This is a genomic window from Vibrio sp. Y20_XG_PY13 (genome assembly GCF_024181925.1).
Taxonomy (GTDB): domain Bacteria; phylum Pseudomonadota; class Gammaproteobacteria; order Enterobacterales; family Vibrionaceae; genus Vibrio; species Vibrio parahaemolyticus.
On record NZ_JAMZAL010000001.1, the window covers coordinates 327,203 to 339,906 of the forward strand.

Consider the following 12,704-nt stretch of genomic DNA (forward strand, 5'->3'; position numbering starts at 1 on the left):
TGATTTTTCATCCAAGTTACAACCATAATGGAGTTCGTATGAAAACTTTGACCACCGAACGATTGATACTGCGTCTAGTGAGTGTAGATGATGCGCCATTTATATTGGAGCTCTACAACCACCCTGACTTTTATCGCTTTGTTGGGGATAAGCAAATGCGAACCGATTACGAAGCGGTTCGTTACATCAAAGAGAACATGCTGCGTATGGAAGAAAAGAAAGGTGTGAGCTTGCTGGTGGTTGAAGATAAGCAGACAAAACAGCCGCTAGGCATTTGTGGGTTAGTGAAGCGTGATACCTTGAACGCTTACGACATCGGCTATGGTTATCTTCCTTCAGCTTACGGCCAAGGTTTTGCTATAGAAGCAGCAAAGGCAGTGATCGAGTACGCGAAACAAGCGATGCAACTTAGTCAACTGGTCGCGATTACGAATAATGATAATATTCGTAGTATAAGTTTGCTGAAAAAACTCGGTTTCGAATTTGAACGTGTTGAGCAGCAATATGATAATGGCCGAACTTTAGAACTCTACACTCTCCAACTGTGATTTTGGGCAATACCATGAGCGATATTTTACTTGGCAAACTCGCCACCGAATTTAAAACCGTCAAAGCGATGGTGGAGGTGTATTGCCATGATCATCATGGAACCAAAGATGCGCTGTGCAGTGAATGCCGTGAACTGCTTGATTACGCGGAAGTGCGATTGGATCGATGCCCATACGGAGAAGAAAAACCGACGTGTAACAAGTGTCCAATCCACTGCTATAAACCCGAACCTAAAGAACAGATGCGTTTAGTGATGCGCTATTCAGGCCCGAGAATGTTACTCAAACATCCGATTCTGGCAGTTCGGCACCTGCTGCACGAGAAACGTGAGGTTCCTGAAAAACCAGCAGCCAATGCATCGAACCGCCACAAAAGAATCAATGCAGAACGCGATACTAAGAAGTCGTAACGACGGTTAGATTCTTTATCCAATACTTTTGCGTGTATCGACGATAACACAACGCCAACTTAACGACTTCCTCTGCAATCATCAGTGCATACACGTACTTAAACTCCCAACCAAGAACAAACGCAGCGATTGCACAAAGTGGTAAGCCTGTCATCCACATGGCGATAAAGTCCATGCGTAAGCAGAATACGTTGTCGCCACCAGCTCGAATAATCCCGTTAATGATGATCATGTTCAACATACGCAACCAAATCGCGCAGCACAAAATCATCACCGCAGGGGCGGCGAGTGGGTAAAGCTCAGGGTTGTCCAAATTCAATGCTGCAATGATCAACTCACGATTAAGAAGCAACAGTGCGCCGATGGAAATACCAAAAACAAAGACTGCTTTGATAAAGAATTTTGCCATGTGTTCGGCTTGCTCAAAGGCATCACGCCCCAAGGATTGACCAATCATCACAGAGCATGCCACAGAGATCCCAAAGAAAATCGAGTAACAGAGTGATTCAAATGGGCCGAGCATGCTAAATACCGCCAATTCGGTTGTCCCCATGTGGCCAAAAATCATCTGATAAACCATAGTACCGATTGCCCAAAGTAGCGCACCTAGCGTCATTGGCAGCGCAAGACGACGATAAGACAGCCACAGCGAAGGGCGTTCAGAGCCTTCTTTTACTTCCAACAACCAGTGTTTCCGCCAACGCATGTAGGCAATCATGGCGAGTACTTGGAACAAACGAGAAATGGTCGTAGCGAATGCCGCACCAGCGACCCCCATTGCTGGGATGCCAAAGCCGCCTTTGATTAACCAGAAATTCAAACCAATATTAAGGACGATGGTCATTGCACCCATTAATAGCGGAGTGACGGTGTCACCCGAAGAGCGCATGCTGGCTTCGAGCACGATGACGATATGCGTAAGCAACAGCACCGGAAACGCATACCACAAGTAAGTCGCACCCAACTCAATCACTCGTGTATCGCTGGTTTGTAAACGCATGATGAGTTCGCTACCAAGCGTGATGATCAACGTCACTGGGATAAGCACTTTTAAGCCAAATCGGATGGCGATACCAGTGACGGTTTTGGCACTGACGGCATCATTTCGCCCCCAATATTGAGCAACGAGCGTGCCGTTGGCAGAGGCTAGACCGGCCATGATCATGATCGCCACGAAATGCCATTTTGACGCAATTCCCACAGCCGCTGTCGCTTCTTTACCAAAGTCACTAACCATGAGAACATCAGCCAATGCCAATATCGCGACAAGCGCGCTTTGGATTGCAACAGGAAAACCTAAGCGAATAATCTGACGTAACAAGTCGCCAGACATAGGATTTGTTTGGTTTTTGATGTCAGTATTGTTCGTCATAGTCACTCCTCAGTTTGTGGGGGAATATAAAACCAACCGAGGCATAAATACATGTTCGAAAATCGACAAAACCTGTGCAAATCCGTCATCGGTCAATTCTCTCCTCAAGATGAGTGGCACGATGACGTCTACCTTGCGCCTGCTTGCAAAGAACGTTTTCTTACGTTAACGGAAATTCCAGAATGGCAACGTGCCGATATTTTTATGGCGGGATTGGCTGAGCTGCACGACGGTTATCACGTTGAGCGTGACAAGGTGGGCGTGCATACGTTGTTATTCACGTTAGAAGGCGGCGGTGTGTTGATTACGCCAAACTGCGTTAAGGAGATCGAACCCTACACGCTGACCATCTTGCCCGTAGACACTTGCTTTCGTTTCGAGATCAACCCGCGTTTGGGAAGTTGGAAAATGGTCTAGTTGCTGCCGCAAAATGCACCTGCATGGCATCATCTCAATGATCTTGGTCAGTGCGTGATTCCATTTCGTGGCTCAGAACAGATTTGGTCGTTGATGACCTTACTCTACAACGAAATCGGCGGACGCTCTGGTTTTCGTCAGTTATTGATCAGTGAAGTTCAACGGTTGGTGCAAAGTGTGGAAACTCCAATCAGTACGTCGCTTTCGCGTGTTCAGACCTTGTTTAATGAGATAGAAGGGCAACTGCATTTGCCTTGGACTGTCAGTGAAATGGCGAAGCGATGTTTTATTAGTGAAGAACAGCTAAACCGTTTGTCGAAACAGCTCTTCAATATGAGCCCGAGGAGCAAGTTGATCGAGCTGCGAATGCACAAAGCAGCAGACTTGTTGCAATACCGGGCGTGGTCAATTGCGATGATTGCCAATCGATTGGGATACCGAGACCCGTACAACTTTACGCATCGATTTAAGAAGTTTCACGGCATTTCACCAACACGTTATCGAAAGCAGTTAATGGAAAACGCATAAAAAAACGAGGGCAGATAGCCCTCGTTTTCAATGGTCATTTGGTTGTTTTAGCTTTATAGGCCCGCAGCCATTTGCTGTTTGGTTTTGCTCGCTGCAAGCAACATGTAAACGCATGTCGCTACCAAAGCCGCAAACAAGTAACCCAACAAGCCGTGTACTTGGCCCATAAATTTGTCTGCGACCACTGGGCCTGCTACTGAGCCTACGCTGTAGCTAAACAGCATGACTTGAGTTGCAGAGACAATAAAGCGTTCATCAAGTCCTTCACAGCCGAGGTTGATTGCCACTGGGTATAGAGCAAACGTGGCCATGCCCAATAGGAAAAGCGACGCCGCCAACACTGCGGTAGACGTAGAGATGAACGTCAAACCGATAGAGAAAATACCCAAGATACAGAAGAACGCCATTAAGACTGTTCGGCTCATGTATTTGTTTAATGTGGTCACCATAGGTTGAACCAACATGCCGCCAAGGATCACTAACGCCATAAGCGTACCAATGTCTTGGTGGGTAATTTTACGGTTCGCCAATTCAACAGGCATAAGACCGTAAATCGCACCCAAGGTTAAACCAGATACGACGCAACCGATGATCGCTGCATGATTGAGTTTTGCAATCTGTTTGAATGACAATGAAGTCGATTCATGGCTGTTCGGTTGTTCGCAATCAATAAACATCAGTACCAGCATCGCCATTAGGATCAATGTTGTAATCGCAACAAAGGGTACGCCGCCACTTACGCCAAGAACGCCAATACCAAATTGACCGAGAGCCGAGCCGCCGTACAGAGAAAGCATGTATAGGCTTAGGCGTTTTGCGCGTGATGCTTCGTCGCCTGACATCAACCAGGATTCAACGATCACGAATACACCTGCAACTGCTACACCAGCAATAAAGCGCGCAACGAGCCAAACTAGGCCATTCGGGAATGCTGGTAGGGCAACGATGGTGAGCGAAAATGCAGCCAAACAGCCAATAAATGCTTTGCGGTGGCCAACATTGCGAACAATGCGTTCGATAAACATGGCACCAATCAACAAGCCGCCATAAAACACGCTCGCCAACCAACTCGCGTAATCAGCAGAGATGTTGTATTCGCCGAGCATGAGTGGGATCAAGCTCATCAAATAGCCTGAAGCAACCGCGTAAAGAGACAGTGCGACGACTGGAACTGTAACTCGTGGTGATGCTGCAGAAACGACTGTGTTTTCCAATGTTTTGCGCCTATAAATTAAGAGAAATCTGGGGGTTATTCGGCGCGAATATGAGGCTAATTAGTAGGCATGTAAAATGATAAATTTGTGTCGTATCGACAAATAAAATTTGTCGAAATTATATGGCAATTTGCTGCATAAAAAAGCCTGCCAGATTGGCAGGCTTAAGGCTAGAATTATTTTGTAAGTGCTTGATTTAACCATTGATCAAACTGCGATTTAGGCAACGCACCATTCAGCATATCAACGCGCTGACCGTTCTTAAATACCATGATGGTTGGAATGCTGCGAATACCAAATTGCGCCGCAAGCTGTTGTTGGGCTTCAGTATCAATCTTTACAAAACGAGCCGTTCCTACTTGTTCTTGCGCGACATCCGAGAAAACAGGAGCAAAGCCGACGCACGGATTGCACCATGGAGCCCAAAAATCGACAACAACTGGCGTTGAGCTTTCTAATAGTGCAGAAAAGTTATCGAGTGTACCTTCAATAGGCGCGCCATCTAAAAGCGGGCTCTTACATTTACCGCACGTTGCAGATTCTGCAACACGCTCATTAGGGACACGATTTAAACCGCCACAAGATGGGCAACGAGTTTTAAACGATGACATGACTTCTTCCTTTATAACAACTTGATGAAAACATGACTTATCAGTCAGCTTCATAATGCGTATACTTTCTTTTTACTTGCAAATTTTATGGAATAGCAAGTTTTATAATAGAACCGGATCAGGTTCTTAGATATTTCATTAAAATACAACAATAAATAGGTCTGCGATGACAAATTACTACGCTGAAATTACAGGTTGGGGGAAATGTGTTCCGCCAACCGTGCTCTCTAACGATGATCTTAGCACTTTCCTTGATACTTCAGATGAGTGGATTCGCACCCGAACAGGTATCGAAAATCGCCGTATTAGCCATGTAAATACTTCAGATATGGCGACAGTAGCCGCTCAGCATGCGTTGGCAAGAGCAGGCGTTGAAGCAAGCGAAATCGACCTAATCATTGTTGCAACGTGCTCTCCTGATTCACTTATTCCAAACATTGCGTCTAAAGTGCAGCAAAATCTGGGCATTCGCTCAGCGGCGGCTTTCGACTTAAACGCAGCATGTACCGGTTTTGTATACGGCCTAGAAACGGGCACGCGTTTGATTCAGTCCGGTAACTACCGACACGCCATCATCATCGGTGCGGAACGTTTGTCTTTCTACATTGACTGGGCGATGCGTGATACCGCGGTTCTATTTGGTGACGGTGCTGGCGCGGTGGTTCTATCTCGCACAGAGAAAGAAACGGGCTTGCTGCAATCGCAAATTGGTTGTGATGCCAAAGGTCGCGATATTCTTTCTGTGCCGAAGTTTGGTACTTGTATGGACCGCTTTGCGGAAGATAACGGTTACTGGGATTTCAACTTTGTGGGTCAAGAGATCTTCAAACGCGCAGTGAAAGGCATGGGCCTGGCGGCGAAAACCGTACTAAAAGCATCTCAGTTGACGACGGAACAAATTGATGTGGTGATTCCGCATCAAGCGAACATCCGTATTATTCAAACGCTGTGCGACCTTTCCGGTATTCCTCAAGACAAAGCGTTTGTGAACATTCAAAACTACGGCAATACCTCTGCGGCAACGGTGCCAATTGCATTGTGTGAAGCGGTAGAGCAAGGCCGAGTAAATCCTGGCGATAACATGCTTCTGGCTGCGTTTGGTGCAGGTTTGACGTGGGGTGCTGCAGTGCTGAAGTGGGGTGACCGCGTAACGCCAATTGGTGAAAGTGATGCGGCTTTGCCTGAGTGTGAGCAATCCGCGCTAGAATTGCTTGAGCGTGCTATCAAGCTTTGTAACGAACGTCGTCGTGACGAAGTTTAATGAACGTTCGTTAACATAGATGATATTGCAAAGGGAGCACTGCGCTCCCTTTTTTGACAATTAAATAAACGAAACTAAGCCGCTTAGCTTAAGCCATAAAGCCTAGGTTAGATGTGGTGAAATTACGGATGTTCGGGAATACGTATTCCAGTGCGGCATTGTCACTCACGCCCATCCACTGTGCGAGAGTTGAGCCAACTTGGTTTGCAGCAATAGCCGGAATCAATCGACCTTTTGAGTAATCATCTTGCCCTCCAAGTGTTAACTCTGGCCACGTACCGATCGGCGCACTGCCATTTACCGCACCACCTATCAATAACTGATGACCGCCCCAGCCGTGATCGGTACCGTTACCATTATTGGTCATTCGTCGACCAAAGTCAGACATCGTAAACGTGGTCACGTTTTTACTCATACCTAGCTTATCAACTGCGCGATACATGGCATTTAGGTTGGTGGCGAGATCTTCGAGTAACAAAGGGTGTCGCGCGAGTTGCGAGTCATGTAAGTCGTATCCTGTATGTTTTACAAAGAACACTTGTCGCTGCTGACTAAGCGCACTCTGGCTGGCGATCAATTTGTACACGGTCTGCATTTGTTTGCCGAGTGTAGAAGAGGAGAATAAAGGCGCGTCGTCGATCAGTTTTAGCTGCTCCGCGAGGATGTTGCTCATCATCATGGATTCGTCGACCATCAAATTAAAATGCCCACTGAACGGGTTATCTGCGCTTTGTGAGAGCAATTTTTGATAAATCTCTTCGTAAAGTGGATTTCCAACCGCAGTCAATTGAACTGCTTTGTCTTTTTTGAGTACGGTCTGACGGTGCTCCATGGCCTTCAACCACAACGTATCGCCATGCACACTATACAGCGGTGTTATTTGAGCGTCTGACGTTAGCACATCGAGCATGCGTCCAGCCCAACCTAAATTCGTAGAAGCATCCATCCCACCGCGCAGCCAAGATGCGGTCTGTGAATTGTGAGAAAACAGCTGCTCTGGCAATGGAACATCACCTTGTTCGATGGCTTGTTTTGTCACAGGTTGGTTGAGAATGCCGCTATTGAGCACCAAATTAGCATCGCCTTGTTGGAATAGTGGAGCAAGTGCCGACAACTTAGGATGCAGCCCAAGCGGAACGGCGTTGTTGTTTGCGTCGTGGGCATTCAATCCGATGGGAATAATGGTATTTTTGGCAACAGAAAGAGATCCTCTCACATTGGCGTACTGGTTGTAGTGAAAATCAGATAGCGGCAATATGGTATTAATCGCGTCGTTTCCACCAGCTAAGTACACACAGATCAGCGCTCGGAAATCATTTGAAGGCGCGGCAAGTGAATAACCCGGCAACCCGAGTGAAGCGATCGCCCCAAACGATGCGGTGCTTTTTAGAAAGTTGCGTCTCGAAATGTCCATAATTCACCCCTAATCCTGAATGTAAAACTCATCGCCAGAAATCGCAGTAAAGATAACGAGTGCGAGTTTTGTTGTTGGTACGTAATCGGTTCGATAATCATTCGATACTTCTAGCAAAAGCGCTTTGAGTTCAGGCGAAGCCGTGCCCGCAAAGAATCGTTCATCGACACGCTCAACGAGAGCTTCGTGATCATCGAGTAGGGAATACAGTTCGCTAAAGTCCAGCGTATAAGTATCACCACCACCCGAGCGAGTGCTACTAAGCATGAAATTGACCAGATCGGTATACACTGACCAATCGAGCAATTCGTATTCGGGTGACACCATGCCTGACTGCACAAACTCATTCGAAGGTTGATAGTCTGGCGAGTAGAAGTTAAATACCGAAGGAGAACGCAGTGCGCCTTGTTCTGCGGTGTTCATCACTGTTGTTGCTCCGTCATAGCGCGCAGCGGTAAGTGTAAAGCCTGCGGCTCGGTGGAAGTTGGTGAGCACCAAAATGGGCTCTTTCACTTTCATTGGCGGCGTGTTGGTTAACCCCATGGCTTCGTTATCAAGTAAAACCGCGCGGATCACTGCGCTTAAATCACCTTTTACCCCTTTTCCGTTGTTGTTGAATACGCGAGCAACTCGCGCAACGTACTCCGGACTTGGGTTAGAAGAGACGAATCGTTGAATCAAAAACTTCGACACAAACGGCGCAATGTTAGGATGAGACATCAATATATCCAGCACTTGTGAGAGCTCTTCTTGGGCGGTCAAACCCGCAGGAATGGTTGTTCCCAACACGGTTTTTTCGTTGTTATCATGTCGGCTGTTTATCACGCGCATGGGTTCAACAAATGCCGTGTCTGAATTTTTCCAACCAGTTAGCGCACGGGCCAGTTCTTGGATATCAGTTTGAGAGTAGGCCGGCAGCGGTTTTCCGGTTTTAGGATCACGTTTTACACTGCCATCGAGGTTTAGCTCGTAAAGTCCTAACGTAAAAAGCTGCATCAGTTCTCTGGCAAAGTTTTCATCCGGTAGCGCGCCTGTTGAAGGATTTTCCTTAGTGCTGCCCATCATCGATAGGTAGTTGCCCATCGCCGGGTGGATAGCCACTTCGTGTAGAAGATCACGATAGTTGCCAAAAGCATGCTTCACCAACACATCGTAGTAGTCCACTAGGCCTGTTGGCTTGCTCGATAGTGATCCGCCATAGCGCGAGACCACGAGTATTTGGCTTAACGCAAATGCCATTCGCTGACGAAGCTGGTCTTCTGATGTGAGAACAATTTGATACCAAGCATTTTCTCGGTTTGCTTGTGCTCCTTTGCTAAAAGGAACGTCGTAGAGAGGACGATGATAGGTCGCCGGAAGAAGAAGTTGTTGTTTGATCCAACTTTCAATGCCAACTTCTTCGACTTGATCAATCAAGGCTGGCGTTGGTCCAAACGTACTTTGATAAAGAAAGCGCGCATTGACGAAGTTAGCGGAATCCTCTTCTGAGGAAACGGGCCCTGCATAGCAGAGCAACATGGCTAAGAATCCTAGCACCCAACAAGAAATTCCATTTTGTTTCTGACGTCTCATAGTTAACTCGCTTACCCAAAGGAACGACTTAAATCCATTTAACGGGAGTAGTGACGCTCGTGTGAGCTTTAAAATAAATTTAGAAAAATCAAGCAGCTGCAGAGGTGAGTATAGTCGCTATAAGTGACTAATAAAAAACACAATTACTGAAAATAGTACGATTTTGTAACGACAGGAATTGGTAATTTGAGATAACTTACTGAATTTTATGTATAGACAAAAAGAAAGAAAAACCGCGTAAGAAAGAGAATAATTGTGAACAGATACGGAGCTGACGGTCAATTTTGCCCAATGTAAAGAGGCGGCTTTATCGATGAGAGCGAACTCGGTGTTTAAAACGAATGAGCCATGAAAGAAAATTATCGAAGAGAAGGAGCTGAATAAGTGCCCCGCAGAAGTTCAGCGCTCAGAGAAAAACAAAAGGTCTTCTCTGAGCGGCGAGTCAGTTATTTACGCGCTAATTTATGATGAGCTCGGGAGAAGTGATCGGCACAAAATGCTCCCACAATCGAGAGTTCGCCAGCCAGACAAAGCGCAGCTGCGACTTCGGCTAAGGCTTTCGCTTTGCCGTTGCCGTGCAAACCTAAAATATCCAAACATGCTTTTTGCGTAGGAAGGCCAGTGCCCCCGCCAACCGTTCCCACCATGATGTTTGGCAAGGTCACGCACGCGTACAGGTTGCCTTGAGTGTCCACATCCATACGAGTGATACCAATGGCAGACTCTGCAACACAAGCGGCATCTTGACCGCAAGCAATGTACAGCGCAGCAAGGGCGTTTGCGTAATGCGCGTTGACGCCAATCGTCCCGCTGAGTAAACCGCCCACCGTGGTCATTTTGCCAAATTGAACCATAGACTCCGGCGTTGTATGCAAGTATTTTTCCACCAACTCAGCCGGAATGGTCACTTCGGCGGATACTTTCTTACCGCGTACAGAGCGCAGCGTGTGCGCGTTTGGTTTTTTGTCGCCTGATAAGTTGCCATCCAAGAATGCTTGAGTTGGTTTGATTGGGCTGGTCGCCAAAATATGATGGAACACTTCGTTTGTTGCGATGGTCACCATGTTTTGTCCGGAAGCGTCACCGGTCACGTATTCAAAGACCAAATAAACGTGGTTTCCTTCGATATTTACATTGATGTCTTTGAGTTTGCCATGTGAGGTGGTGGATTCCGCAATTTGACGAAATACTTCAAATTGGGTCACAACCCAACTGACGAACTGGCCAGCGTTGGCAAGGTTATTAAAGGCGAACACTGGTGTTCTGCTCACCCCTTCACTCAGCAACAATGCGCTTGCGCCACCAGCGGCGGTAATAAGATTTGCGCCACGGTTGTAGGAAGCGACTAACGCGGCTTCTGTCGTTGCGAGCGGAACCAAAAAGTCATCGTTCGCATACAAACCGTTGACGCGTAAAGGACCTGCGATGCCGACCGGGACATTGACAGTACCAATGAAGTGCTCGATGTTGTTGGAGTAAGCGTCGCAATGTGACTGTGTGAAAGGATCAAGAAGATGATCTTTATTGGTCACTTGTTCCAATACTTGCCAACGGCGCGCCAAATGCTTATCCGATAGGCCAGGGCTTAAGCAGAGACGTTTCTCTGGCTTGTGAAACTTCGGTTCTAATGCCGATTGAATCTTACTGCTGGTTTCGATATCGGAAAGGGCGGAGCTTTGAACTGGGTTATCTTGGTTTAACTTCGGCATACAAACGTTAACTGAAAAATCGAACCAGAGATTGTAGTGATTGGGGCTTTGATTACAACGTTGATTATACGTTTTGCAACAAATACCACTGTGCAAGCGCCTTTATTATCCAAGTGATTTGATATTGGAGCGGCGAATTTACCGGAAATAAATGGGTTTTGACAATGGATGTGCAGTGAATAGAGGAATCGGGAGGTTATGGTTCTCAGAGAACTTAGAGAGCTCAGACTGTTGGTGTTTGGAGTCGACAAGGTATAAGCATGATTGCCTTCAAATCGGGCTGGCTCAATCTATGAAAGAAATAAATTGTCTAACCCAGTCCCTTGGGTCAGACGCTAACTTGAATCCGTTATTCAGAAGTTAGTTAAAGGCGCGAGCCACACGTCCCACACTTTGAATACGGTAATGGCCAACGTAAGCAGGAACAAATACCGATTGTCCTTTCGCGGCGGTTAATGTCTCACCGTTATCACTGATGAGTGTCAGGTCGGCATCAATCGCCATCAAAATCTCTGCGCTGTTAGCCTCAACCACTTCATTGTTCGGTTGGTTAAGAATGCTGAAACTAAAGTCTGCCACTGGAACGGGGTAAAGGTTTTGGCAACCATCGGTATTGGGTTCTAGAACAAGGCTGTTAAACGGCTTAGGCACAAAGTCTGTGCATTTAACCAGTTCTTCAACATCCATATGTTTCGGCGTGAGTCCTGCACGCAAAACGTTATCTGAGTTCGCCATGATCTCTAATCCCGTACCTTTAATGTAAGCGTGTGGCGTTCTTGCGCTCAGGAACATCGCTTCGCCAGGTTGCAGCGTGATGACATTCAACAGTAATGGCGCAAACAAGCCGACATCGCCGGGGTATTGAGTGGATAGATCCAAGATGAGCTGGAAAACGTCGCTGTCAGTGCCTTGCTCCGATTGACGTGAAGCGTGGGCAAGAAGCTGTTTCAGTGCTCGCTCTTTTGTTTCTCCTTCCATGGTCAGAATGTGCACAAAGAAATCGCGTAAACCTTGTGAGTTGGCTTCGCGTTTGAAGGCATCTAGCGGTGCGCGTAGCTCATCGATATCGCAAAGGCCAAATGCCTCAATAATCTCGTCATACGAACGAAAACTGTTCATGGCTTGGTAACTTGTCAGCGCGTACACCAACTCAGGTTTGTGGTTTGGATCCTTGTAGTTACGATGGCTCGCGTTTAGTGGGATGCCAGCACTTTGCTCTTTTTCGAAACCTATTTCGGCATCTTGTTTGCTTGGGTGAACTTGAATCGACAGTGCATGTTCGGCCGCTAAGATCTTAAACAGAAAGGGCAGGTCGCCAAATTTCGCTGCGGTTTCTGCTGATAAGTAAGCGGGTTGGTTTTGTTTGATCAGTTCAGACAAAGGCAGCGTGTTTTGTTCAATCTGAACTTCAGAGCAGCCGTTTGGGTGAGTCCCCATCCATACTTCTGCTTGAGGCTCATTCGTTTCGTTAGAAAAGCCAAACAAATCGTGAATAGAAGAGGTGCTTCCCCAAGCGTAGTTTTGGATTTTGTTGTTCATTTGAAAGAAGCTATGCGATGAAATAGTGTTCAAATTCATGAATTTTTCCCATAGTTAACCCTCCGAACTGAATCGGAAGAAAAATTGAGCAGAGATACGTTAAATAAGG

The 12,704-nt window shown here is 46.7% G+C and carries 10 protein-coding genes and 1 pseudogene; 4 read left to right on the forward strand and 7 right to left on the reverse strand.

Features of this window, described 5'->3' with window-relative positions; genetic code table 11:
* Positions 1–38 precede the first annotated feature (38 nt).
* Both NL646_RS01480 and NL646_RS01485 read left to right on the forward strand, forming a co-directional pair.
* On the forward strand, positions 39–548 hold the full coding sequence (locus tag NL646_RS01480; protein WP_025621929.1) for a GNAT family N-acetyltransferase: 510 nt from the start codon (positions 39–41) through the stop codon (positions 546–548).
* 14 nt (positions 549–562) lie between these two features.
* On the forward strand, positions 563–958 hold the full coding sequence (locus tag NL646_RS01485; RefSeq protein WP_005486279.1) for a nitrous oxide-stimulated promoter family protein: 396 nt from the start codon (positions 563–565) through the stop codon (positions 956–958).
* Here NL646_RS01485 and NL646_RS01490 read toward each other — a convergent pair.
* A complete protein-coding gene (locus NL646_RS01490) occupies positions 945–2,330 on the reverse strand; it encodes an MATE family efflux transporter (protein WP_005460902.1) in 1,386 nt (461 codons plus the stop codon). The genes NL646_RS01485 and NL646_RS01490 overlap by 14 nt on opposite strands.
* 51 nt (positions 2,331–2,381) lie before the next feature.
* Between NL646_RS01490 and NL646_RS01495 the strand changes: the two are divergent.
* Positions 2,382–3,275, forward strand: a pseudogene (locus NL646_RS01495) (helix-turn-helix transcriptional regulator).
* Between the two features lie 53 nt (positions 3,276–3,328).
* Here NL646_RS01495 and NL646_RS01500 read toward each other — a convergent pair.
* Together NL646_RS01500 and trxC are read right to left on the reverse strand one after the other, a co-directional pair.
* Positions 3,329–4,489, reverse strand: coding sequence for an MFS transporter (locus NL646_RS01500; protein ID WP_005460918.1), 1,161 nt, complete (start codon positions 4,487–4,489; stop codon positions 3,329–3,331).
* 176 nt (positions 4,490–4,665) lie between these two features.
* Positions 4,666–5,100 (reverse strand): thioredoxin TrxC, encoded by a 435-nt coding sequence (trxC, locus tag NL646_RS01505; protein ID WP_020837903.1) that lies wholly within the window; start codon positions 5,098–5,100, stop codon positions 4,666–4,668.
* A gap of 166 nt (positions 5,101–5,266) precedes the next feature.
* Between trxC and NL646_RS01510 the strand changes: the two genes are divergently transcribed.
* Entirely contained in the window at positions 5,267–6,361 is a 1,095-nt protein-coding gene (locus NL646_RS01510; RefSeq protein WP_005498926.1) for a ketoacyl-ACP synthase III, read from the forward strand.
* Positions 6,362–6,449: 88 nt separating this feature from the next.
* Here NL646_RS01510 and NL646_RS01515 read toward each other — a convergent pair whose 3' ends face one another.
* The 4 genes from NL646_RS01515 to manA form a co-directional block, all read right to left on the reverse strand.
* A complete protein-coding gene (locus tag NL646_RS01515; protein WP_253663747.1) occupies positions 6,450–7,775 on the reverse strand; it encodes a DUF1501 domain-containing protein in 1,326 nt (441 codons plus the stop codon).
* Positions 7,776–7,784: 9 nt separating this feature from the next.
* The gene (locus NL646_RS01520) at positions 7,785–9,347 is read right to left on the reverse strand and encodes a DUF1800 family protein (RefSeq protein WP_253663748.1); all 1,563 of its coding nucleotides are present in this window, start codon (positions 9,345–9,347) and stop codon (positions 7,785–7,787) included.
* Positions 9,348–9,793: 446 nt separating this feature from the next.
* The gene (locus NL646_RS01525; protein ID WP_005480279.1) at positions 9,794–11,056 is read right to left on the reverse strand and encodes a hydroxymethylglutaryl-CoA reductase; all 1,263 of its coding nucleotides are present in this window, start codon (positions 11,054–11,056) and stop codon (positions 9,794–9,796) included.
* 360 nt (positions 11,057–11,416) lie between these two features.
* Positions 11,417–12,634 (reverse strand): mannose-6-phosphate isomerase, class I, encoded by a 1,218-nt coding sequence (manA, locus tag NL646_RS01530; protein WP_253663749.1) that lies wholly within the window; start codon positions 12,632–12,634, stop codon positions 11,417–11,419.
* Positions 12,635–12,704: the final 70 nt, after the last annotated feature.